The sequence below is a fragment of the Mariniflexile aquimaris genome, assembly GCF_042676825.1.
GTDB classification, from domain to species: Bacteria; Bacteroidota; Bacteroidia; order Flavobacteriales; family Flavobacteriaceae; genus Mariniflexile; species Mariniflexile aquimaris.
Genome location: NZ_JBHTIB010000012.1, coordinates 310,888 through 335,447, shown reverse-complemented (window position 1 = coordinate 335,447; position 24,560 = coordinate 310,888). Strand labels below are relative to the sequence as shown.

The following is a 24,560-nucleotide window of genomic DNA, read 5'->3' as shown; positions in this document are numbered from 1 at the left end:
AATATTTTACAAAGTTGCTATTTTACGGAAGCTAAAATTATTAAATTAAGAAAAAACAACCTGTAATTTTATTCCCATTTTTAATTGCTATTACTCCATAAGTTTTATTAATTGATAATGTTCAAAACATGCATGAACTAAGCTTAAGTTTGCATCAGAAAAATTATTAATTATTAAAAATTTCAATATGGCATTAGTAGGAAAAAAATTCCCAAATTTAAGCGTTAACGCAATGAACGATATGGGCGATACTTTTAAAGTAAACGTTCTAGAAGAAGCAGTTAACAACAAGAAAAAAGTAGTTTTATTTTGGTACCCAAAAGATTTCACATTTGTTTGTCCAACAGAGTTACATGCATTTCAAGCAGCATTGGGTGAATTCGAAAAAAGAAACACATTGGTAATAGGCGCGTCTTGCGATACTGCCGAAGTACATTTTGCATGGTTAAATACCGCGAAAGATAATGGTGGTATTGAAGGTGTTACCTACCCGATTTTAGCAGATTCTAACAGAAATTTAGCTTCTACGCTTGGTATTTTAGATATTTCGAACGAGCAATATAACGAAGAAACCGGTGTAGTAACTGTTGAAGGTGATAACGTAACTTACAGAGCCACTTACATTATAGATGAAGAAGGAACCGTACAACACGAAAGCATCAACAATATGCCGTTAGGTAGAAATGTAAATGAGTATATACGTATCATTGACGCATTAACGCATGTTCAAAAAAATGGTGAAGTTTGTCCAGCTAACTGGGAAGAAGGAAAAGATGCTATGAAAGCAGATAGAAATTCAACTGCAGAATACTTATCAACTTTAGCTAATTAATTATGTTGCAAGAATTAGAACAAGACAATTTGCAAGATATTATTGCAAGTAATCAAACTGTTGTGGTTCAATATTCGGCTACCTGGTGTGGAAATTGCCGAATCATGAAACCAAAAGTTAAAAAGTTAGCTTCAGAAAATGAAAGTATTTCTTTTGTTATTGCTGATGCTGAAAAATTCCCTGAATCTAGAAAACTAGCAACGGTAGACAATTTACCTACCTTCGCTACTTTCAAAAATGGTGCATTTGTTAATCAGGTGCAAACAAATAAATTCGAAGTATTAAAAGATTTAATAAATGAAGTTACCAGTAATTAAGCATTTAACGCAATTTATTGAAGAAAACGACGAAGATTATGTTGTTGAAACCATAGAAACACTTGAAGCACTTACGGAAGTTCCTTCTTTAAAAGATGAAGAATTGGATGTAATTGGCGAACTTATATCAAACATGTACGGCGCCATTGAAGTGAACAAAATGGTTAAAGATGGTACACCAAAAAAAGAGGCTTTAAATAATTTTATGTCTCGTGTACTCGGATCGATAGATAAATAGAAAAAGAAAAATTATTGCAAACAAAAAACCACTTCAAATGAAGTGGTTTTTTACTTTAATATCAACTTTAATTTAAACTAAGTCGAAGCGATCAGCATTCATCACTTTAACCCAAGCTTTCACAAAGTCGTTTACAAATTTCTGTTTGCTATCATCTTGAGCATATACTTCTGCATAGGCTCGTAAAATAGAATTAGAACCAAATACAAGATCTATACGTGTTGCTGTCCATTTGCATTTACCTGTTTTACGATCACAAATTTCATAAACCCCATTGCTAGTTGGTTTCCAATAATTTGCCATGTCGGTTAAATTAACAAAAAAGTCATTTGTCAATGCTCCTGGCTTATCTGTAAATACACCGTGTTTCGTCGCACCAAAATTAGTTTCCATAACACGCATACCACCAATTAAAACAGTCATTTCTGGTGCTGTTAAGCCCATTAATTGCGTACGGTCTAGCAGTAATTCTTCAGGAGTTACCACGTAGTCTTTTTTCAACCAATTACGATAACCATCGGCAACAGGCTCTAAATACTCAAAAGACTCTGCATCTGTCATTTCAGAAGAAGCATCGCCACGTCCTGGTGCAAATGGTACTTCAATAGATAGTCCTGCATTTTTTGCAGCTTTCTCTATTCCATAATTACCGGCTAATACGATGGTATCAGCAACACTAATTCCGAATTCTTTGGCGATTGGTTCTAATACCGACAACACATGCGCCAAACGTTTTGGCTCATTCCCTTCCCAATCTTTTTGCGGAGCGAGACGGATTCTAGCGCCATTAGCGCCACCTCTAAAATCGGAACCTCTAAATGTACGTGCACTATCCCAAGCAGTTGATACGAGTTCTGAGATACTCAATCCTGACTTAGCTATTTTATCTTTAACGGCATTAACATTATAATCCTTTGTACCTTTTGGTACAGGATCTTGCCAAATTAATTCTTCTTTTGGTACATCCGGACCAATCCATCGATCTTTTGGTCCCATATCACGATGTGTTAATTTAAACCAAGCACGTGCAAAGGCGTCAGAAAAGGCATCAAAATCATTTTTAAATTTCAATGATATTTCTTTATATATCGGATCCACTTTCATAGCCATATCTGCATCAGTCATCATCGGATTATATCGTGTTTTCAAATCCTCTACATCAACAGGTTTGTCTTCTTCTTTAATAGATACCGGTTCCCATTGCCATGCGCCTGCTGGACTTTTACGTAATTCCCATTCATGGTTGAATAACATTTCAAAGAAACCATTATCCCATTTTGTAGGATATGTGGTCCAAGCGCCTTCTAATCCACTAGTTACTGTATCACGTCCTTTACCAGTCCTGGTTGGATTAGACCATCCAAAACCTTGTTCTTCAACCGGAGCTTCCTCGGGGCTTGGTCCTAAAATACTAGCGTCTCCATTACCATGTGCTTTCCCTACGGTATGCCCACCTGCGGTTAAAGCTACGGTTTCTTCATCGTTCATCGCCATTCTTTTGAACGTTTCACGTACCTGAGCACCTGTTTTTAAAGGGTCTGGCACACCATTAACACCTTCAGGATTCACATAAATTAATCCCATTTGCACAGCAGCTAACGGGTTTTCCATGGTTGAAGGCTTACTAACATCGTCATAACGTTCATCACTAGGCGCTAACCATTCCTTCTCAGCGCCCCAATAAGTATCTTTTTCTGGCCCCCAAATATCTTCGCGACCAAAGGCAAAACCATAGGTTTTTAATCCCATACTTTCGTAAGCTATGGTACCTGCCAAAATAATTAAGTCTGCCCAACTTACTTTATTACCATATTTCTTTTTAATTGGCCATAATAAGCGTCTCGCTTTATCTAAACTCACATTATCTGGCCATGAATTAAGAGGTGCAAACCTTTGGTTTCCTGTTCCACCGCCTCCACGTCCATCTGCGATTCTATAAGAACCGGCAGCATGCCACGCCATTCTTATCATTAAGCCACCATAATGTCCCCAATCTGCTGGCCACCAATCCTGACTATCAGTCATTAAATTGTGAAGATCTTTTTTAAGAGCTTCTACATCAAGTTTTTTTAATTCCTCCCGATAATTGAAATCCTTTCCTAAAGGGTTTGTTTTAAGATCATGTTGATGCAAAATGTCTAAATTCAATGCATTTGGCCACCAATTCATAACCGACTTTTCACCAGTTGTATTTGCGCCGTGCATAACTGGACATTTTCCTGTTTTTGAACTACTCATAAGGTTTTATATTAATATTTGTTTAGCAATACTGAATTAGGTAAAGTTACTAAATAGACTACTAAAAAACCAATTTATAACATTCTATTAACCTATGTTGTAATTGATAAAATTTATTATAAAATATTATTCAATAAATTAAAGATATAGCGCTGCTTATTAAATGACATACCACTTTTTATAAAAAAAATCAAAATATTCATTTTTAAATCTCATTATTATAACATGCATCATTTAATAAAAGCTCTCAATTAAAAACTAAACAAATTCGTCAATTTGAAATAGAAATTAGTGTATTTATTCATACTTTTACACCAATAATTAAATAAACTATTATGGCAACAGTAACATTAAAAGGAAACGCAATTAAAACTTCTGGCGAATTACCAAAAGTTGGAACAAAAGCTCCAGATTTCAGTTTAACAGCGAACGATTTATCTACAAAAAAATTAAGTGATTTTGCTGGTAGCAAAGTTGTTTTAAACATATTCCCTAGCGTAGACACAGGCACTTGTGCACAATCTGTTAGACAATTTAACAAAGAAGCTAGTGAAATGAAAAATACCAAAGTATTATGTATTTCTCACGATTTACCTTTTGCTCATGCTCGTTTTTGTGGTGCCGAAGGTTTAGAAAATGTTATTAGTCTTTCTGATTTTAAAGATGGAAGTTTTGGTAAAAATTATGGATTAAATATTACATCTGGTCCATTAGAAGCGCTTCATTCTCGTTGCGTGATTGTTTTAGACGAAAAAGGTACCGTTTTATATACAGAACAAGTTCCGGAAATCGTTGATGAACCTAATTACGAGGCTGCCTTAAAAGCATTATAATAATAAATTTAGCCAGACGTCATTAATGAATAAAAAAGAATCCTTTTTCGCAAACCGAATTAAAAGTATTGGTTATGCAGTTAGAGGTGCTTTAGTGCTTTTAAAAAAAGAAGCAAGTATAAAAGTTCAGTTTACTATTGCATTATTAGTTACAGCAGCTGGATTCTTTTTTAACATTTCTTCAACAGAATGGATTATTCAGCTTTTAGCCATTGGTTTAGTGATGAGTATTGAAGGCATGAATACCGCGGTAGAAGAAATTGCGAATTTTATTCACCCAGAACACAATAATAAAATTGGGTTAATTAAAGATATCGCCGCTGGTTCTGTGTTTTATGCTTCAATTATTGCGATTATTATTGGGCTAATCATCTATTTACCAAAGATTTTTTAAAATACTATAACCATTAGGTTAAACGTTAGTAATTTGTATTTTTGTTTAAACCAACAGCGCATTAATGGCGAAGAAAAAAAACGACACTAAAACTTCAAATAAAAAAATTAAAATGCCGAGTTTTAAATTATCAAACCAGCAAAAACTGGTATTTGGTAGTTTTTTAGCTTTTTTTGGCATTTTACTTTTTATTGCATTTATTTCTTTCTTTTTTACCGGTGAAGCAGACCAAAGTACCTTGTCTGATTTTGCATCGCGCGATGTTAAATCCGAAAATTGGTTAAGCAAATCTGGCGCATGGCTAAGTGATTTATTTATACAACGCGGATTTGGTATTGCGTCTTTTATTTTTGCAGGATTAATATTTATATCGGGTATTTATGTCTTGTTAAATCTAAGTAGAGCCAATCTTGCTAAGCACTGGTTTTGGGGCATTTTAACAGCTATTTGGTTATCTATTCTATTTGGTTTTTTTGGAAACAGCTATGGTATTCTCGGGGGTACTATTGGTTTTGAAGTAAACACCTATCTACAAGATTATATTGGAAAAATAGGCACATCGCTTCTGCTTTTATTCGGTCTTATTACCTATCTGGCTACGCGTTATAAAGTAACTTTTGAAAGCTTTACAAATCTTTTTAAATCGGCTAAAGCTGGTCTTAAAGACGATTTTGAACAAACTAATGATGATGTTATAATTCCGTTAGATAATAATTTATCGGAAGAAGCGCATGCTATTAAATCGGCTTATGAAATCGCTAAAGAAAGTAATAATTCGAATACGGTTAAAGACGTGAAACCTAAAGTTGAAACAGCGCCTTTAATTGTAAAACCGCCTACTAAAGAAGATTTAGAAGATGAGTTAGATATTGAAATGGAAGTGAAAGAAGTGGCTGAAGAACTTTCAGAAACCGATAATCTATCAGATAAATTAGTTGCAGATTTTGGTCAATTCGATCCTACTTTAGAGCTTTCAAAATATCAATTTCCACCGTTAGATCTTCTTAAGAAATATGATTCTGAAGGCATCACCATCAATCAGGAAGAATTAGAAGAAAACAAAAATAAAATTGTAGATACCTTAAAGAACTACAATATTGGTATTGCCAGTATAAAAGCGACCATTGGACCTACCGTTACACTTTATGAAATTGTACCCGATGCCGGAATACGTATATCGAAAATAAAAAATCTAGAAGACGATATTGCACTATCTTTAGCAGCGCTTGGTATTCGTATTATTGCGCCAATTCCAGGAAAAGGGACTATTGGTATTGAGGTGCCAAATAAAAATGCGACCATTGTTTCAATGCGTTCGGTCATAGCATCTAAAAAGTTCCAAACCTCCGAAATGCAACTTCCAATCGCCCTAGGAAAAACCATTAGCAACGAAACTTTTGTAGTAGATTTAGCTAAAATGCCTCACCTTTTAATGGCTGGTGCTACTGGTCAAGGAAAATCGGTTGGATTAAACGCCGTTCTCACATCTTTACTCTATAAAAAACACCCTGCCGAAGTAAAGTTTGTTTTGGTAGATCCTAAAAAAGTGGAACTAACACTTTTTAATAAAATTGAACGTCATTATTTAGCAAAACTTCCAGATAGTGAAGATGCGATAATAACAGATAATACCAAGGTAATCAATACATTAAATTCGCTTTGTATTGAAATGGATAACCGCTATGAGCTGTTAAAAAATGCCTTATGCCGAAATATAGCAGAGTACAATATTAAATTTAAAGCACGTAAATTAAACCCTAACGAAGGTCATCAATTCTTACCGTATATTGTTTTAGTTGTTGATGAGTTCGCCGATTTAATTATGACCGCCGGTAAAGAAGTAGAAACCCCAATTGCACGTTTAGCACAATTAGCCCGTGCCATCGGTATTCACTTAATTATTGCTACACAGCGTCCATCGGTAAACGTTATTACGGGTATTATTAAAGCCAATTTCCCAGCGCGTATTGCCTTTAGAGTAACTTCAAAAATAGATTCAAGAACTATTTTAGACGGCTCTGGAGCAGACCAACTTATTGGGCGAGGTGATATGCTTTTCACCCAAGGTAACGACTTAATACGCGTACAATGCGCCTTTGTAGACACACCTGAAATTGAAAAATTAACCGATTATATTGGCTCTCAAAAAGCTTATCCTAACGCCTACTTTTTACCAGAATATGTAGGAGAAGAAAGTGGCACAAGTCTTGATATAGATATAGAAGACCGAGATAAATTGTTTAGAGAAGCTGCCGAAGTTATTGTTACAGCACAACAAGGTTCTGCTTCTTTGCTTCAGCGAAAACTTAAATTAGGATACAATCGCGCAGGCAGAATAATAGACCAATTAGAAGCCGCTGGTATTGTTGGTCCGTTTGAAGGGAGCAAAGCCAGACAGGTCCTTATCACCGATCTTACGGCATTAGATAGACATTTAGAAAATGAAAACATATAATTATTATAACCCTATGAAAATCAAAAACGTTTTAGCCCTTTTATTAATAGCACTAACCATAAATAGTTTTGCTCAAAATAAAGCCAAAACCTTATTAAATCAAGTTTCACAAAAAGTAAAAAGTTACGACAATATTTCTATTGAATTTAAATATGTTCTAGAAAATACTGCCGAAAGAATAAAACAAGAAACAAAAGGCGATGTTATTTTACAAGGTGAAAAATACAAACTAAATATTCTTGGTGTTACCCGCCTTTACGACGGTAAGAAACTTTACAGCATAAGTACAGAAGATGAAGAAATTACCATTTCGTCTGAAAAAGATTCAGAAGAAGATGCTATCACGCCAAGCAAAATGTTATCGTTTTATGAAGATGGTTATACCTATGCCATGGATATTGAGCAAAATATTAACGGTAGAAAAATTCAGCTGGTAAAACTAACACCAATTGATTCTAAATCTGAAATAAAGTACATCCTTTTAGGAATAGACAATCAAACAAAACACATTTATAATTTAATGCAAATTGGCAAAAACGGTACAAAAACTACGCTTACCGTTAATTCTTTTAAAACAAATGAGCCTTTATCAAAAAGCTTATTTACCTTTGACGCAAACAAATACAAAGGTTATTATATAAATAAAATTAATTAACAACCTTGTATTTAATAAATGACTAAAATAAAAGAACGCATTATTATTTGCGTTCTTAATTTTATAAACTAGTTATTTATAATCAATTAGCAATTTATGCCGGTGTGAAAATATTAGATCGATACATATTAACCTCTTACCTTAAAACTTTCTTTAGCGTATTTGTTATACTAATTCTAATTTTTATTTTACAAAGTATATGGCTATATATTAGAGAGTTATCTGGCAAAGATTTGGATTTTTCTGTAATTGTAAAATTCATAATCTATGTGATGCCAAAACTCATCCCACTGGTATTACCCTTAACCATACTTTTATCATCTATCATGGTATTTGGTAGTTTTGCTGAAAACTATGAGTTTGCGGCTATGAAATCTACCGGCATTTCATTACAGCGTGCCATGTCTGGACTAAGCGTTTTTATAGTAATATTAGGTATTGTTACGTTTTTCTTTGCTAATAATGTAATTCCTTGGGCAGAAATTAGTTTTTATAACCTAAGAACAAACATTGCTAAAACTAAACCTGCAATGTTGCTTGGAAAGGGTCAATTTAACGAAGTCAATAACTATAACATTAAATTTGATGATAAACATGGCGACAACGATCAGTATCTAGACAATGTTACCATACATATAAAAGGCAGCAATGGCAGAACCAATGCAACCGTAATTAAATCTAAAACGGGCGAATTAGCCAGTGAAAAAGACTCGAATGTTTTAAAACTTATTTTGTTTGATGGTAACTATTACAGTGATGTTAACCCTAATAACGTAAAAGCACGACTTAAAAAACCATTCGCCAAAAGTACTTTTGAAAAATACATTATCAATATTGATTTATCACAAATGAATAATGTTGATTTCGATGAACAGTCTCATACAGATAAGTATAACATGCTTAATGTTGTTGGGTTAAAAACTACTATTGATTCTTTGGTGAAAATGGAAAATAATAGTCGCGCTACTTTTTCTCAAAGTTTAATTCAAGCATCGAATGTGGCGACAATTGCCATGCCAGAATTCAAACAAAAAGATTCAATAAATTTGGGTCCTATTTTAGATGCTTTTGAAACCAAGAAAAAATTTGAAATGGTTGATATTGCGTTAAAAAATACAACCAATGTTCGCCAAATAATTAATACAAATCAAGCTTCCCTAAAAATTTCGAAAGAATGGCTTAACAAACATATTATTTCTTTACACGAAAAATTCGCGCTAGGATTTGCCTGTATAATTTTATTCTTTGTTGGGGCGCCACTCGGAGCTTTAATTCGCAAAGGTGGTATAGGGTTGCCCATGGTTATCGCCATTTTATTATTTTTAACCTATCATTTTATTGGTATTTTTGCGACAAACAGTGCTAAAACTGGTAGCTTCAATCCTATATTAGCAAGTTGGTTTTCTACATTAATCATGCTTCCATTAGGCATATTTTTAACCAGACGTGCTACGGCAGATAAAGGTTTATTTGAATTCGATCACCTTATTGAACCTCTTAAAAAAGTATTTAATATTAAAGATAAAGAGGAAATAAATTATTCATTTTTATCATCTTATAAAAATGACGCTTTAGTTAATGTTATAACTAATTACGAAGCACTGGGTTTTGAAGAAAGCAGTCGCTATGAAGCCATACAAGTATTAAAAAGCAGAGGCATCAGCACCAATCAATTACGTGATGAAGGCTTGCCGATAGATGAGAATTATGAAACTTCAAAATCCATCTCAAGCGATTATAACGATCATTCAAAATTTGCATTAACATTATATACTATTGGAGTTGTTTTACTTATACTTCATTTTGTATTTAAAAATAATAAGCTGCCATCGTTAGCCTCGGCATCAATTCAACTTAGTATTTCTTCGTTTGTTTTATTTTTAATATACTACATAAAATCGCTCATTAATAATTTTAGTTTTTATACCCACATTCGTAATAAAGATAAAAAACCAGAACTCTATTTATTGATTCTTGGAATACCATTATACTTTATTACATATATATTTTTAAAATCTAGATTAAAAGAAGACTTAAAACAAAATTGTTTAGATTCCTTAAAATAAGCAATACCTTTGCATTATGATTACAGAAGCCATGATAGAAAATACAAACACTCAAGTAAAACTTAATACCATACCAGAAGCTATTGAAGATATTCGCAATGGTAAAGTTATTATAGTAGTAGATGATGCCAATAGAGAAAATGAAGGTGATTTTGTAGCTGCTGCCGACAAAGTGACGCCAGAAATGATAAATTTTATGGCCACACAAGGTCGCGGTTTAATATGTGCGCCACTAACTGAAAATCGTTGTAAGGAATTAGATTTGCATATGATGGTTAGAAATAACACCGATCATATGGAAACTGCCTTTACGGTATCGGTAGATTTAAAAGGTCAGGGAGTAACCACAGGTATTTCGGCTAGCGATAGAGCTAAAACTGTAAAAGCATTAACAGACTCTAATACCAAACCGTTTGATTTAGCTAGACCAGGACATATTTTCCCATTAGTTGCAAAAGAAGGTGGCGTTTTAAGAAGAACAGGGCATACCGAAGCAGCCATAGATTTCGCAAGATTGGCAGGTTTACAACCCGCAGGTGTAATTGTGGAAATCATGAATGAAGATGGTACCATGGCGCGATTACCGCAACTTTTAGAGATTGCAAAAAAATTAGATTTAAAATTAGTGTCGATTGAAGATTTAGTGGCTTACAGAATGCAACACGACTCTTTAATTGAAAAAAAAGAAGATTTTCAAATAGAAACACGCTTTGGAAGTTTCAGATTAAGAGCTTACAAACAAACTACCAATAAACAAATACATATTGCTTTAACCAAAGGTGCCTGGAAAGATAATGAAGAGGTGCTAACCCGCATAAATTCTACCTTAATTAATAATGATATTTTAGGAACCCTAACCAATAACGTTGACGAACAGTTGAAAAATATGTTTAGCGTAATTAACAAGGAAGGGAAAGGTGCTATTATCTTTATTAATCAGGAAACACCGTCTATGAACATTTTAAAAAGATTAGCTGTTATTAAAGACAATCAAAAACCTGATACCATCTATAAAGCACCAAAAATAGATATGGATGCCCGCGATTTTGGTATTGGCGCACAAATATTACACGATTTAAACATACATAAACTCCGTTTGTTATCTAACAGTCAACAAAGTAAACGTGTGGGCTTAATTGGCTATGGTTTAGAAATTGTGGATTATGTAAATTACTAAAAAGAGAGCAGTGCAAGTTAAACTACTTAGCACTACCCTCTTTTTCACTTACTAACTCAAACTATTTTATCTAATTACCACTCTTTTTGTGGTACTACTTTTTTCATTGTAAGCTTTAAGAATGTAAACTCCTGTTTTTAAACTTTCTACGTTTATTTGTTTTGTGTTTTTAGTTTTTAATACTTGATTTCCTAAAACGTCATAAATCGTAACTAGGCCTATGCTACTATTTGATGAAATATAAATAACGCTTGACGCTGGATTTGGATAAATTTTAAAATTATTATTATCAAACGATTCCGTACTTAGAGGTGCTGCTAACGAAAATGAACTTTCTTCCTTATAATACCCTACCCAACTTAAAGTAGCTGAATCATAATCCTGATAAACATATAATTCTTTGTTTCCATTACTATCATAAGTACTTACTTCTCTATCTTCATTTACCCAATTAGGATCTACCCAACTTTGCCATAGATAAATGGTTTCTAAAGTTCCCATGTAGGTGGTTATATATCTTTCTTTTAACGTGTAAGTGCTCCCATTATAACTATCAACAATTAACTCTCTTTGATTTGTTGTATAAGTAGCCGTTCCTCGTTCAATTAATTGCCAAGCGCTTCCAGTCCACTGCCGTTCCCATTCTGTGGATGGCTGTCCAGAAGTACCGTAGGCATATTCAAATTGTCTATAATTCACCAAAGTACCCGTACTTCCTTCTTGAAATGTTATTTTATAAACATCGGCTCCAATATATTCATAAGAAATTTTTAAAACATCGAATCCCGCTTCAAAGGAGTAAGTAGTTATGTCCTTGATATTGCTCGTTCCTGTATAATATGTATACGTTTCTTGATAACTATCATCCCATGATGCCCCATTCCAATCTTGTCTTAAGTTTGTGGTTATCGTATTATTAGTGGTATTATAGGTTTTAATATACTGATAATCATTTTCTAAACTCGGATATACCAAACCTAATATTTTGGTTTCTTTGTTTCCACCATTACCGTATGTATATTGCTCTACATAGTCTTGTTGCCAGACTTCGGGATTATCAAAATTACTCCAAATTGTCTTTACATCAAGTTTATAAGTTTGGGACGCACAAGGACTTGTTAATACAAGTCCATACAGAACTACTGAAAAAAGTAAAAGTCGTTTCATAATTAATAGCATTAATTGGTTTATATATAGTTACATTGAAATGCAAACGAAATGTGAGCATTTCTACTTTAAAAAAATAAAAACCTGGTGTTGAACTATTTTTTTGCTATTAACCTTTTGAGAGAAATAAATTGAATTACCAATCTTGAAAATTAAGATTGTAACCAATACTATAAAAGAGTTATGTATATGAAGACTTTATGGCCACATAAAAGTAGAAAATAAAACACTATAAATCAAATGATTATAACTAATTATTTGATTTATTTAAAATTAATATATAAATATTATGCGCTGCTGCTTTGACAACTCTAGCCCGATCATTTTTAACCACTTAAAATTATAAAATCATGTTACTAAGAAGCTTCTAAAATATATCTTACTTCTTCTTTATTTTCACTTTCTAAAAGTTTTATTAAAACTGATTTCATTACATCTTTATTATTCAAATTCTTTCGAACGTGTTTATATAAATCTGGATATTTATCATTTAATAGCATTCTAATTTTAGAACCATCAATGCTATGGTATTGGCCCGTATACAAATCTAACAAGACATTTGTTTGCTCGTTAGACATTAATAAACCTAGGACACCAAACGCAAGAGACATACCAGCTACTTTATCTTGATTCACAAAGGTGTCGTTAAACAATAAATATTTATCTATTAGTTCCGACTTAACAAAGTGTTTTTCTCCCGAGTAATTTGAAGCATTCAGATAAATATAATCTCCATCAGAATAAGCATAATACAATGCGCGTTTATGCTCCCGTTCTTCCAAATTTAGTTTTTCTTGATTTGATGAATAATCCTTAAATGCAATAGACGCATCTTGAAATGGCTGGTTGTTATACAACTCTGAAAAAGACGTATAGAAACCCTTTTTTATCGGTTCGCTTAAAATTACTGGCGCACTTGGGTTTTCTATCAAAATTGGTCGATTCATTTGAGTATCTGGATTTAATTCGCTGAATTGAATTAAACAACTTTTTAAAATCTCCCTAATTCTATCGTCATGTTTTCCAGTTACATCGACACTGTTTTTTTCGGCATAAGCAGAAAAACTTCCAAGAAAATAATATATAGCATCCTTCTCTGTTAAAACATCTAAATTAACGGTTGCCTTTCCTGTTTCTTTAAACGCACCTGTATGTTCAGAAATAAGTAATTGATTAATTCTTAATACTAGTGGTGTTTTTGATGTATTGGCAGGAAATATAGCATTAAAATAATCCATTAACTCCTCTTCAAAAGGGTTATAGAATGTTGAAAGTACTTTTTTGTTGAAAACTCCTTTTTGTGCAATTCCTAGATTGTCTTTGTAAATACGGTTATCAATAATTTTAGAAACATAAAAATTCACATTCTCAACCGTATCTTCTTCTAGGGGCAATAGGTTAATAATGTGATAATCTTGTGCCTGACAAAAATTAACAAATGAACTCATTAAAACGATAATGACTAATGCCTTTTTTAACATACTAATTCGTTTAAATTACAAAGATGCTTTAATAATATCTCGCATTTTTAAGGCACGTTCTTTAACCTGTTCTTCCGTCCATGACAATTTAATTAAGGATGAAATATTTCTGCCTATTACATTATCTGATTGCGAGAATTCTTTGTTTTTTAGATACGACAGTCCATTCTTTACTTCTTCTGAAATTGGAGCTAACGATTTTAAATTTTTTAAATGATCCCATTTACGAATGTAATGCCAATTATTATCGAAATAATTCCAGCAAGCGTCTACGCCACCTTCTTTAAAACCTTGAATGACTTTTCTTGAGGTTTCTAAATTTGGCAAAAAGAAATTTAAGAAACTATAGTTTTCTATCCCACCTTCTGGAACTTTTCTAAAAGTTACTTCTGGTATCTCTGATAAAACCTCCTTAATGATATTGAAATTATTTTTTTGAATCGCTAATATTTCTGGCAAACGTTGTATTTGTGCCAAACCAACCGCCGCATGAAGCTCTGAAATTCGGTAATTATACCCTAAAAACGGATGCGTTTCTGCGCCGCGATCGTTACCCACATGGTCGTGACCATGATCGCTATAATGATCGGAATTTATATAGTAGTCTTTATTATTTGTAATGACGGCGCCACCTTCGCCGCAAGTAATTGTTTTTACAAAATCGAAGGAGAAACATCCTAAATCGCCAATACTTCCTAAGGGTTTGCCTTTGTATTCCCCTCCAATGGCTTGACATGCATCTTCTATTAAAAGTAAATGATGCGCTTTACAAATGGCTTGTAAAGCATCCATATCGCCCATACTACCACACATATGTACCACCATAATGGCTTTTGTTTTTGAAGTAATCGCCTTTTCCACAGCTTTTGGGCACAAGGTTAAGGTATCGTCTATATCTACCAAAACAGGAATTGCACCAAGTTGCATGATGGCTTCAAAGGTTGCTACAAAAGTAAAGGTTGGCATAATGACTTCGTCTCCTGCTCCTACTCCTGCCGATGCTAATGCTACCGATAATGCCGCCGTTCCGCTAGATACAAGCTGCGCATGCTTTACCTGAAAGGTTTTTTCTAAGGCTGTTTCAAGTTCTTTAGCCTTCCAATGTCCGTTACGCATGCCATCAAATCCGTAGCGCATTAAAACGCCATTGTCTAGTACATCGTTAACATGTTTTTTTTCTAAATCTCCAAATAATTCAAATCCTGGCATATTGTATTTTTTATTACTTAATATTTATTGAAACTGCCTTTGCGTTAGGGATTGCAGTGAAAATCCTTTTTGTGAGGTACGAGCAAAAAGATTGCAACGAAAAGCCCGACCCTTGTGGTAACGCCCAAATTATTAATTACAGTTCTAATACTGCATCGTTTATCGGCATTCTTACTTTTGCGAAACCCGCAAACATATCGGTATCGGCGCGATAGCCAACAGGCAGCAACAGCACCGATTTTAAGCCTAATTTATCTAGCTGCAAGGCGCTATCGTAGGCTGCTGCATTAAATCCTTCCATTGGGCAGGCGTCTATTTCTTCGATGGCGCAAACCGTCATTAAATTACCCAGTGCGATATATGCTTGGTTTTTAGACCAGCGTTGACGCTCTGGAATGGACATTTTTGACATCATTTTAATGAGGTCTTCGCGATATGGTTTTAAAATGGTTTCGGGGGTATTTCTTATTTTTTTAATGTTATTGTAATAGTTGATAATATCTTGTTCTAAAATATCTTCTTGAATACAAATAACGAGTAAATGCGAGGCTTCTAAGACTTGTTTTTGATTGTATGAGTGGGCTACCAAAGAGGCTCTTAATTCGGTGTTCTGAACCACTAACATTTTAATGGTTTGTAAGCCAAAAGATGTTGCGGTTAAATTAAATGCTTGTTTTAATATATTTAATTTGTTAGAATTCAGTTTTTTATTACTATCGAATTTTTTTGTTGCATAGCGCCATTGGAGCTGTTTTATTGTATCCATTTTAGAATTTTAAATAATGACAAAAATAAACTTTGAATTTATCTTTTAATTAAAAAGTGACATAAATTAACGAATACTAAAAAGGATTAAATTTATTTTTTAAAAAGTTGACATTTTATTTGAAAGTATTGAAAAAGGATTCTATATTTGCACCCGCATTCAGGGAATACCTGATGAGACCCAAACTGGAGAAATGGCAGAGTGGTCGAATGCGGCAGTCTTGAAAACTGTTGAGGGTCACACCTCCGGGGGTTCGAATCCCTCTTTCTCCGCTGGGAATATATCAAATCCCACTAAAACCCTGTAAATTAAATGTTTACAGGGTTTTTAATTTTATTCAATATCAAATAAAACTATAAAATATCAAATAAAAAGTACGGGATTCGGTGCGTATTTTTTAAAATAAAATTTACGCACCGAATTGATTGTTAAATACTGTAATACAGTAGTTTACAAGCATATATTAATTTTTGTAATTGATATTTTTTTTGTATTTTGGTGAAGATAATAAATACGCACCGATGCAAACCACATTCTCCATCCTATTCTACCCACGAGGAAACGATATTGACAAAAATGGCTATGCGCCCATATATGCACGCATCACTGTAAATGGTAAGCGAAGTGAGTTTAGTATAAGGCGTAAAGTGCAATTAACGCGATGGAATTCTGATGCAGGCAAAATACGAGGCACCACTCCCGATGTTCGTGAATTGAATAAATATCTTCTCTCAATAGAACTCAAGATTAATAAAATTCAAGAACAGCTATCTGAAAAAAACATTTTGATTACATCTGAAAAAATCAAAAACATCTATTTGGGAAAGAATAGCAATCAAAAGATGCTTTTGGCGATTTTTCAAGAACACAATGATAAAGTTAATGAATTAGTGGGCAAAGATTTTTCAGCTGGAACAGCGGAACGCTATAAAACGGCAATGAAGCATGTTACTGATTATATTCTAAAAGAGTATCAAGTTAAAGATATTCCTGTTAGAGAAGTTGACCTTAAGTTTATTACTGGGTTTGAATATTATCTAAAAACTACAAGAAACTGTGCTCATAATTCAGCAATTAAATACGTAACGAATTTAAAAAAAATCATTCGCATTGCCTATGCCAATGACTGGATTAGCAAAGACCCTTTTATCCATTGGAAAGCCAAACTTAAAATTGTTGATAGAGAATTTCTAACAAGTGAAGACATTCAAAAAATAGTTGAAAAGGATTTTTCAACTGACAGATTGAACCAAGTTAAGGACATCTTTATTTTTAGTTGCTTTACTGGATTGGCCTATGCTGATGTAAAAAAGCTTACCAAAAATGATATTGTTATTGGTATTGATGGCCAAAATTGGATTAAAACCAAAAGAACAAAAACAGATACCAGAAGTAATATTCCTATTCTTTCAATTCCCCAGGCAATTATTGATAAATACAAAGTATATCAGGAATCTTTGGATACTGAACTTTTGCTTCCTGTTTTAAGTAACCAAAAAATGAATGCTTACCTCAAAGAAATTGCAGATTTATGTGAAATAAATAAAAATCTAACATTTCATTTAGCACGTCACACCTTTGCTACTACTGTAACACTTACAAACGGGGTTCCTATTGAATCAGTTAGCAAAATGTTGGGACATAAATCTTTAAGGACGACCCAGCACTATGCTAAAATTATTGATAAAAAGGTGAGTGAAGATATGAATGCCTTGAGATTGAAAATGGATGCTATTGAACATGACAATGAAAAAAAATCTATAAATCAATAAGCTAATTTGATGTTTTAAAATAGCAGCGATATAATATTAGCCGTTTTAAATCCCGAAATCGACCAAAACTTTTGTTTTCTATTGTTAATAACCCATAATCTTCCCAAAAACCGCGTTTTTTTGGTCATTTAGTTTCATGCTGAATGATGCCAAGCTTTATCAATTAAAATGTTTTTATTTTATTGTCATAAAAATTGGTTTATTCTAATTTAATATACTGTTTATCAGTTATTTGTGAATAACTAATTATTTTTTTTCTTCTTTCAACAGCCACGTTTTATACCTTTATTACCATAATCCCATAAGGGATAACAAAAGCGCTTTTGTTCATTTTATTAACCTAAAAACAATAAAAATGGACACTATTTTAATACTGGAACGATTGGATCGTTTAGAAAAACTTCTGATTGGAAGCAAGGAAGTATTGACCTTCGATGAGGCCAGTGACTACACGGGCATATCGAGAAGCTACCTTTATAAGCTAACTGCTTCCGGGAAAATTCCACACTCCAAACCCAATGGAAAAATGGTCTTTTTTGATAAAAAGAAACTTGTGGATTGGTTACTACAACATAAGCGAGGACCCAGACTGGAAATAAGGGACAATGCCATAGCCGGTAATCTGGCAAATAAGGAGGACTAACTTTTTTTAGTTCAAAACCAAACAGTTAGCAATTCGCCATGACTCTTATGGCATAAAAACATTTCTTATGGAACAGATACCCTATATACGTGTGGGCACGTCCTACTACAAACGCGTGAAAGCCCCAACCATCGCAGGACACTTCAATGAGATCCTGGTGCACTGGAACATGGAGACCATTAAACAAGACCATGGCAAGGACCATTTAAGCAAGGTTCCTAAATATGATGGCTTTACCTGCATCCCAAGCCATATGGATTTCAAACAGGAATACCTGGGCTTTTACAATATCTACTCCCCTTTGGGCAAAACGCCCAAAGAAGGGGACTTCAAGTTGTCCCTGAAATTCGTAAAGCACATCTTTGGCAAACATTACGAACTGGGTTTAGACTATCTCCAATTGTTATACCTTAAACCTATCCAAGTACTCCCTATCCTCTGTCTGGTTTCCAAGGAACGTTCCACAGGAAAAAGCACCTTCTTAAAATGGCTCAAGGAAATCTTTGAGAACAACCTCACCTACTTGACCAATGACAGTTTCAGTAGCCAGTTCAATGCCGATTGGGCAAACAAGCTATTGATATGTATTGACGAAGTCCTGTTCAACAAGGAAGAGCTCACTGAGCGCATCAAATACCTCATTACCACCAATATTAATAAACTGGAAGCCAAGGGCAAGGACAAACGTGAGGTCGAGTTCTTTGGCAAGTTTATCCTGTGCAGTAACAATGAAGAAAGCTTTATTAAAATTGATGCCAATGAAACCCGGTTTTGGGTAATCAAAGTACCGGTTCTGGAAGCAGAACAGACCAACTACTTGGAAAAATTAATTGAAGAAATCCCAGCCTTCCTTTATTATCTAGCAAACCGGAAACTGAGCTCCAAACACTTAACACGTATGTGGTTCACTGCCCAACAGATAAGGACACCCGCCTTAACAAAGTTGGTACAGAACAATCGGAATAGGGTTGAAAAGGAACTGGCAAGCATTCTGATGGGCGTCATTGAAAAATTTGATTTGGAAGCCGTTGATCTATGCCCAATGGATGCCCTGTTGGCACTGAATAGGACTCGTGTAAAAACGGATTTGACCCAACTGCGCAGGCTGCTGAAGAAGGATTGGAAATTGAGCAACAAAGACAACTCCAATAGCTATCAAAAATTTGTGATTTGGACGGACGGAGATATGACTTTGGTAGATGCCAAGGGACGCTATTTTACCGTTGGGAAATCATTTTTAACTGAAAATTTTGATGATTTGATGACAGAGTGAAAAACCTACTGTATTTGTTGAACTAAAGCCGTCATCATTTATTCATCATTTTGTCATCAAAAAAAATAATGATGACAGGACAATGCTATAAAAAACCAAGAATGATGAAATGATGACATTTTGATGACTCAGAAAACGTACTGTTTATAAGGCTTTACAAGTGAAATCATCAAATCATTAAAAAAACACCCTAAAACACATTGGCTTATGAAAAGAAAAATAAATTGTGAAACAGCCCGTAATTTTTCAGTGGAAAAGGAACTGGAAAAATTAGGGCACTTTCCCAATCGGACAACGGAGAAAGAAGCTTGGTTTCTGAGTCCCTTTCGGTCAGAAACCCAAGCCTCTTTCAAAGTCTCCAGAACCAAGAACCGATGGTACGACCACGGTGAGGGTATTGGAGGTAATGTGATAGATTTGGTATGCAAAATTTTAAAATGTTCCATAAAAGAAGCTTTGGAGTTTTTAAGTGATTCCATTCCAATTAACATAATGGAACAACGGTATCAGTGGGATACAAGGGCAATTAACACAATCCCATGTACCTATATTAAAATCATTAAGGTCCAAGACATCATGCACCCTGCCCTGATTCAATATTTGAATTCCAGAGGTATTTCATTAATGGTTGCCAATACCTATTGCAAAGAAGTTTGGTATAGGTTTAAGGAGACTCAATTCTTTGCCATTGGATTAAGAAATTCTAAAAATGGGTGGGAACTTAGAAACAGGCTTTTTAAGAATAGTAGCAGCCCCAAATCCTTTACCTATATCCAAAACAACAATAAACAATTAATCATTTTGGAAGGCATGTTTGATCTGTTGTCATTGGCCATATTGGAACCGGAACTGTTGAACATTTCGGATATCATGGTCCTGAACTCCATTGCCTTTGTAAAGGACATGAAACCCTATATCGATGGCTATGAACAGACCTTGCTTTATTTGGATAACGATACGGCTGGAACTGGAGCTACTAAATACCTTATGGTAACCAGTCATAGGGTTATTGATAAAAGTGACACCTATAAAAACCATAAAGATTTAAACAACTATTTGTGTGATGGCGGATGATAACAACTTTGATTTTACACCAAAAAATAACGAAGGTCAAAAACAGCGGACAGTAAAGATTCCGACCGAAGCACTGGATAATTTGGAAGCCTTGGACATGGAAGTGGTACTGAACCTATCGGAAACGGAACTGTCCATGGGGAGGAATTCGAGATGTGTGTCTGTGGACACATTCTCGTTTGCTCCCGAAGGTCGCAAAGAAAAAAAAAGAGTGTTTAAGGGGAAGGAAGACCTCGTTAAGTTTCGATGTACCGTTTATGAAAAGAAGCTTTTGAATATCAAAGCAACCAGAAGCGGTTTGACATTAAGTGAATATATACGACGTAGCCTATTTGAACAGGAAATTACGGAACGTTTTACGGAAGAGCACATCGAACTTTATAAAATGCTCATCAAGTACCACAACAACTTTAAGTCCATTGGGAACATGTTCAAAAAACGGAATCCCAAGCTCATGGAAGAAGTTCACACTCTGGCGAACGACATCAAAGAACACCTTAAAAAGTTTCAATCATGATAGGAAAAGGGAAAAGTATATCCCACACCCGGGCTTCCATGTCCTACGGATGGAACCAGGAAAAGGATGCCCAGATCGTACTGAAGGAATTCCTGCATGGGGATACGCCTGCAGAGATCACCAAGGAGTTCAAAATGGTCCAGGACCTGAACTACCATTGTACCAAGAATACCATCTCCTTTGTCATCAGTCCGACTATTGAAGATGGAAAACACTTGGGAACAAATGAGCTACATGAAATCACGGCACGTTTTATAAAGGACATGAACCTGGGCGAACGCCAGGCCATTGCTTTTGTACATCAGGATAAGGAGCATAAGCACATCCATTTATATGTCAACCGTATTGATTTTAGGGGCGTTGCCTATAACGATAGTTTTATTGGGAAGCGCAGCCAATTGGCCGCTGAAAGAGTGGCGGAACGTATGCAGCTGACCACGGTCAAACAGGTGCAATTTGAAAAGGCATTCAACTCGATGGAAATCCGCACGGAAATCAAACGAAGGCATGACCTGACCATGAAACAGTTCCAGCCAAAATCCTTTGATGATTATGTCAAGGCGATGGAGACCAATGGGGTAAAAGTTATTCCAACTATAAACAGCCAGAACAAGCTTCAGGGCTTTCGGTTTGAGTTTGATGGCCATAACCTAAAGGGAAGCGAAGTACACCGTAATATGTCCATTGGCAATATCGGAAAGCAGATGTCCGGGATTCAAGGGGCACGTATCTTAAAGGAAAACAATGTAAGTATTAAACTAGCGGACAAAATGGTTGACCTGACCCCTAGCTTGGCCCTTAAAATAACCAAGTTCATTATTAAAAAAGCAATCCAAAAAGGAATTGGATATTAATTAAACATAACAATCATGACAAAACTTGAAGAACTGACCGCCCTTTTGGCCAATGAGCTCCATGACTTTAATAAAAGCGTTGAAAGACTGGAAAAAATCAGCGAACAATTGAACACGACCAAGATTAAGATGGATGTAGTGGAATACAAAACCATTTTTGTGGCGCATCAGAAACAAATGGCTTCATACATAAATAGCATGGAACGCTTTGAAAGTCGATTTGAGAGTAAAATTAAGGAAGCTAAAATTTATTCAACTTGGGCGGTAGTGGTGTTTGTTATGGCTGTGTTGTTTGTAATCATTCTTTGTTTCTTATATTTATATAATTAGAAAGTAGTATGCTCAAAACCATTTCCGTTTTATTAACATAGGAATCTAAATGAGCAAAACCCCAAATGATGTTTACAATTCCAAATGGGGTTTATAAGTTTATTAGGTTTTAAATCTTATAGCTTTTTTAAACTTTTTGTTTCCGTTTTGTTACTCTCAAAAATGCTTATTGCATAACCTCCGCCAGCAACGCTTTGTTGAGATAATTTTGATTTACTCGTTATCTTGAACTTTTTTATGATGTATGCCTGAGGATTGACTTTATAATCAGCATCCTTAGCATCGGCATACACAGTGGCAATATATACTTTATCATTATCTAAAAAATCAAATTTGATATTGGAAACCCTATTCGTTTTACCATTAACATTACCAATAAACCAATTATTTGTTCCTTTTTCTTTTCTGGCTATGGTTATGTAACTTCCTGGTTCTGCTTCAATATAGACGCTTTTTTCCCAATCCATTCCTACATCTTTTATAAATTGAAAAGCATCTAAAAAGCGGTTATAATTCTCAGGTAAATCTGCCGCCATTTGCAACGGACTATACATGGTTACATACAAAGCTAATTGGTTAGCAATGGTACTATTTACATGCGAATGATTATCAGGGTTTAGCTTGCTTATATCCATTTCAAATATACCTGGTGTATAGTCCATAGGTCCACCAATCAATCTTGTAAAAGGTAATACAGTAACATGATTTTCCTTAGAGCCACCAAAAGCTTGATACTCTGTTCCTCTGGCGGATTCATTGCTAATTAAATTTGGATAGGTTCTAGCTATTCCCGTTGGTCTAACTGCTTCATGTGCATTCAGCATAATATTGTAATCTGCTGCCTTTTCAAGGGCATATTGATAATGGTTGACCATCCATTGGCTATAATGGTTTTCACCCCTAGGCAAAATATCACCTACATATCCACTTTTAACAGCATGGTAACCATGATCTTTCATAAATCTATAGGCTTTATCCATGTGCCTTTCATAATTTCTAACTGATGAAGATGTTTCATGGTGCATTATCATTTGAACGTTTCTAGTTTTTGCATATTCTTGTAATTCATCTACATCAAAATCGGGATAAGGTGTTACAAAATCAAAGACATAATCTTTTGAATGTCCAAACCAATCTTCCCAACCAATATTCCAACCTTCAACAAGAACACCGTCAAATCCATGCTTATGTGCAAAATCAATATATTCTTTAACATGCTCTGTAGTGGCGCCGTGCTTTCCGTTGGGAGTTGCTTTCCTGTAATCCGTTACGCCTAATTTTACTGCTTTAAGATCGTCTGTGTATGCCCATGAGCTTTTTCCAGTTATCATTTCCCACCAAACACCAATATATTTTAAAGGTTTTATCCAAGACGTGTTTTCAATCTTGCTAGGCTCATTTAAATTATAGGTTAGCCTTGACGCTAAAATATCACGTGCATCATCACTTACTATGATAGTACGCCAAGGTGTAATTGCTGGTGCTATCATATAAGGCCTGTCTCCTTTTACATCTGGTGTTAACCAAGCTTCGAATACCATATTTTTATCATCTAAATCCAAATGCATTACTGAATAATCAATTAAAGCTGCCTCATGTATGTTAATATATAACCCCTCATCTGTTTTCAGCATGAGAGATGTTTGCACCCCTGTGTGCGAAAATGTGGTTTGTGAAAGGTTATCCGTTATCGAATTAGTCATTAATTTTCTTATTTCAGAAAGGCGGGACTCTGTATAATCATATTCCTGCGTGTCATAATCTCCAGGAATCCAAAATGCAGTATGATTTCCAGTCATAGCAAATTGCGTTTTTTCATCTTCTATAACAAAATGCCCTAAGTTATCTTGTTCAGGAAACTCATACCTAAAACCAACGCCATCATTAAACACACGAAATCGAATAATCATTTGTCTATTACTTTTCTGATGATTTAAAGTAACAGCCATTTCATTATAGTGGTTTCTTATTTGGTTTTCTTCACCCCAAACAGGTTGCCAAGTCTCATCGAAAGTTGAAGTTTCTGTATTTGAGATAGCGAAATTATCAAACAGGTTGTTTTCGTCGTTTTTTAATATGAAACCCAATTTGCTTTTTTTTATGACTAAGGCATTCTTAAAAGAAATTTGATAGACTGGGATGCCGTTATCATTTAAAGAAAATGTTAAAGCCATGTTTTTATCTGGAGACAGTAATTGCTGTGCAACGATGCCATTTATGGATAATTGAAATATTAAAAGAATGATGAAAAAGCGTTTAAGTGTCATTA

At 34.5% G+C, this 24,560-nt stretch carries 22 protein-coding genes and 1 tRNA gene; 17 read left to right on the top strand and 6 right to left on the bottom strand.

Translation table 11 applies throughout. The features are described from left to right. The first annotated feature begins 187 nt into the window (after window positions 1–187). From ACFQ0I_RS09430 to ACFQ0I_RS09420, 3 genes are read left to right on the top strand one after another with little or no spacing between them, the layout of a single operon-like run. Entirely contained in the window at window positions 188–832 is a 645-nt protein-coding gene (locus ACFQ0I_RS09430; RefSeq protein ID WP_379941592.1) for a peroxiredoxin, read from the top strand. Between the two features lie 2 nt (window positions 833–834). Then, the gene (locus tag ACFQ0I_RS09425) at window positions 835–1,149 is read left to right on the top strand and encodes a thioredoxin family protein (protein WP_379941590.1); all 315 of its coding nucleotides are present in this window, start codon (window positions 835–837) and stop codon (window positions 1,147–1,149) included. After that, the gene (locus ACFQ0I_RS09420) at window positions 1,130–1,387 is read left to right on the top strand and encodes a DUF6952 family protein (RefSeq protein WP_379941588.1); all 258 of its coding nucleotides are present in this window, start codon (window positions 1,130–1,132) and stop codon (window positions 1,385–1,387) included. Before ACFQ0I_RS09425 ends, ACFQ0I_RS09420 begins: the two co-directional genes overlap by 20 nt. A gap of 72 nt (window positions 1,388–1,459) precedes the next feature. Here the strand turns inward: ACFQ0I_RS09420 and katG are convergent, their stop codons facing one another. After that, entirely contained in the window at window positions 1,460–3,625 is a 2,166-nt protein-coding gene (gene katG / locus ACFQ0I_RS09415; RefSeq protein ID WP_379941586.1) for a catalase/peroxidase HPI, read from the bottom strand. A 335-nt stretch (window positions 3,626–3,960) separates the two neighbouring features. Here katG and tpx point away from each other — a divergent pair, with 335 nt between their 5' ends. The 6 genes from tpx to ribB all read left to right on the top strand — a co-directional run bounded on the left by tpx (window position 3,961) and on the right by ribB (window position 11,205). Then, the gene (gene tpx, locus ACFQ0I_RS09410) at window positions 3,961–4,458 is read left to right on the top strand and encodes a thiol peroxidase (RefSeq protein WP_379941584.1); all 498 of its coding nucleotides are present in this window, start codon (window positions 3,961–3,963) and stop codon (window positions 4,456–4,458) included. A gap of 25 nt (window positions 4,459–4,483) precedes the next feature. Then, complete coding sequence (locus ACFQ0I_RS09405; RefSeq protein ID WP_379941583.1) at window positions 4,484–4,852, top strand: diacylglycerol kinase family protein; 369 nt, start codon at window positions 4,484–4,486, stop codon at window positions 4,850–4,852. A 64-nt stretch (window positions 4,853–4,916) separates the two neighbouring features. Next, window positions 4,917–7,307: a DNA translocase FtsK gene (locus tag ACFQ0I_RS09400; protein WP_379941581.1), complete on the top strand. Its 2,391-nt coding sequence runs from the start codon at window positions 4,917–4,919 to the stop codon at window positions 7,305–7,307. Beyond that, on the top strand, window positions 7,294–7,962 hold the full coding sequence (locus ACFQ0I_RS09395; RefSeq protein ID WP_379941580.1) for a LolA family protein: 669 nt from the start codon (window positions 7,294–7,296) through the stop codon (window positions 7,960–7,962). The genes ACFQ0I_RS09400 and ACFQ0I_RS09395 overlap by 14 nt, the downstream gene beginning before the upstream one ends. A 104-nt stretch (window positions 7,963–8,066) precedes the next feature. Beyond that, entirely contained in the window at window positions 8,067–10,028 is a 1,962-nt protein-coding gene (locus tag ACFQ0I_RS09390; protein ID WP_379941578.1) for an LptF/LptG family permease, read from the top strand. A gap of 16 nt (window positions 10,029–10,044) precedes the next feature. Next, window positions 10,045–11,205, top strand: a complete 1,161-nt coding sequence (gene ribB / locus ACFQ0I_RS09385) for a 3,4-dihydroxy-2-butanone-4-phosphate synthase (RefSeq protein WP_379941576.1) — start codon at window positions 10,045–10,047, stop codon at window positions 11,203–11,205. Between the two features lie 66 nt (window positions 11,206–11,271). Here ribB and ACFQ0I_RS09380 read toward each other — a convergent pair whose 3' ends face one another. From ACFQ0I_RS09380 to ACFQ0I_RS09365, 4 genes are all read right to left on the bottom strand, one after another. Further along, the gene (locus ACFQ0I_RS09380) at window positions 11,272–12,372 is read right to left on the bottom strand and encodes a T9SS type A sorting domain-containing protein (RefSeq protein ID WP_379941574.1); all 1,101 of its coding nucleotides are present in this window, start codon (window positions 12,370–12,372) and stop codon (window positions 11,272–11,274) included. 356 nt (window positions 12,373–12,728) lie between these two features. Continuing rightward, the gene (locus ACFQ0I_RS09375) at window positions 12,729–13,853 is read right to left on the bottom strand and encodes a hypothetical protein (RefSeq protein ID WP_379941573.1); all 1,125 of its coding nucleotides are present in this window, start codon (window positions 13,851–13,853) and stop codon (window positions 12,729–12,731) included. A gap of 15 nt (window positions 13,854–13,868) precedes the next feature. Beyond that, window positions 13,869–15,062 (bottom strand): DegT/DnrJ/EryC1/StrS family aminotransferase, encoded by a 1,194-nt coding sequence (locus ACFQ0I_RS09370; RefSeq protein ID WP_379941572.1) that lies wholly within the window; start codon window positions 15,060–15,062, stop codon window positions 13,869–13,871. A gap of 136 nt (window positions 15,063–15,198) precedes the next feature. Further along, window positions 15,199–15,828 (bottom strand): NAD(P)H-dependent oxidoreductase, encoded by a 630-nt coding sequence (locus tag ACFQ0I_RS09365; protein ID WP_379941571.1) that lies wholly within the window; start codon window positions 15,826–15,828, stop codon window positions 15,199–15,201. Between the two features lie 187 nt (window positions 15,829–16,015). Here ACFQ0I_RS09365 and ACFQ0I_RS09360 point away from each other — a divergent pair. The 8 genes from ACFQ0I_RS09360 to ACFQ0I_RS09325 all read left to right on the top strand — a co-directional run bounded on the left by ACFQ0I_RS09360 (window position 16,016) and on the right by ACFQ0I_RS09325 (window position 22,291). Next, window positions 16,016–16,100: transfer RNA gene (locus ACFQ0I_RS09360), tRNA-Ser, on the top strand. A 249-nt stretch (window positions 16,101–16,349) separates the two neighbouring features. After that, window positions 16,350–17,600 (top strand): site-specific integrase, encoded by a 1,251-nt coding sequence (locus ACFQ0I_RS09355; RefSeq protein WP_379941569.1) that lies wholly within the window; start codon window positions 16,350–16,352, stop codon window positions 17,598–17,600. A 355-nt stretch (window positions 17,601–17,955) separates the two neighbouring features. After that, window positions 17,956–18,243, top strand: coding sequence for a helix-turn-helix domain-containing protein (locus tag ACFQ0I_RS09350; RefSeq protein WP_379941567.1), 288 nt, complete (start codon window positions 17,956–17,958; stop codon window positions 18,241–18,243). Window positions 18,244–18,310: 67 nt separating this feature from the next. Continuing rightward, the gene (locus tag ACFQ0I_RS09345) at window positions 18,311–19,516 is read left to right on the top strand and encodes a primase-helicase family protein (RefSeq protein WP_379941565.1); all 1,206 of its coding nucleotides are present in this window, start codon (window positions 18,311–18,313) and stop codon (window positions 19,514–19,516) included. 249 nt (window positions 19,517–19,765) lie between these two features. Further along, the gene (locus ACFQ0I_RS09340) at window positions 19,766–20,590 is read left to right on the top strand and encodes a toprim domain-containing protein (RefSeq protein ID WP_379941563.1); all 825 of its coding nucleotides are present in this window, start codon (window positions 19,766–19,768) and stop codon (window positions 20,588–20,590) included. Continuing rightward, window positions 20,580–21,107 carry a mobilization protein MbpA gene (gene mbpA, locus ACFQ0I_RS09335; protein ID WP_379941561.1) on the top strand — a complete coding sequence of 176 codons (528 nt, stop codon included), beginning with the start codon at window positions 20,580–20,582 and terminating at the stop codon, window positions 21,105–21,107. Before ACFQ0I_RS09340 ends, mbpA begins: the two co-directional genes overlap by 11 nt. Continuing rightward, window positions 21,104–21,961 carry a relaxase/mobilization nuclease domain-containing protein gene (locus ACFQ0I_RS09330; protein WP_379941559.1) on the top strand — a complete coding sequence of 286 codons (858 nt, stop codon included), beginning with the start codon at window positions 21,104–21,106 and terminating at the stop codon, window positions 21,959–21,961. The genes mbpA and ACFQ0I_RS09330 overlap by 4 nt, the downstream gene beginning before the upstream one ends. 15 nt (window positions 21,962–21,976) lie before the next feature. Continuing rightward, complete coding sequence (locus ACFQ0I_RS09325; RefSeq protein ID WP_379941557.1) at window positions 21,977–22,291, top strand: DUF6730 family protein; 315 nt, start codon at window positions 21,977–21,979, stop codon at window positions 22,289–22,291. A 116-nt stretch (window positions 22,292–22,407) separates the two neighbouring features. Here the strand turns inward: ACFQ0I_RS09325 and ACFQ0I_RS09320 are convergent, their stop codons facing one another. Then, complete coding sequence (locus ACFQ0I_RS09320; protein ID WP_379941555.1) at window positions 22,408–24,558, bottom strand: glycoside hydrolase family 97 protein; 2,151 nt, start codon at window positions 24,556–24,558, stop codon at window positions 22,408–22,410. Window positions 24,559–24,560 lie beyond the last annotated feature (2 nt).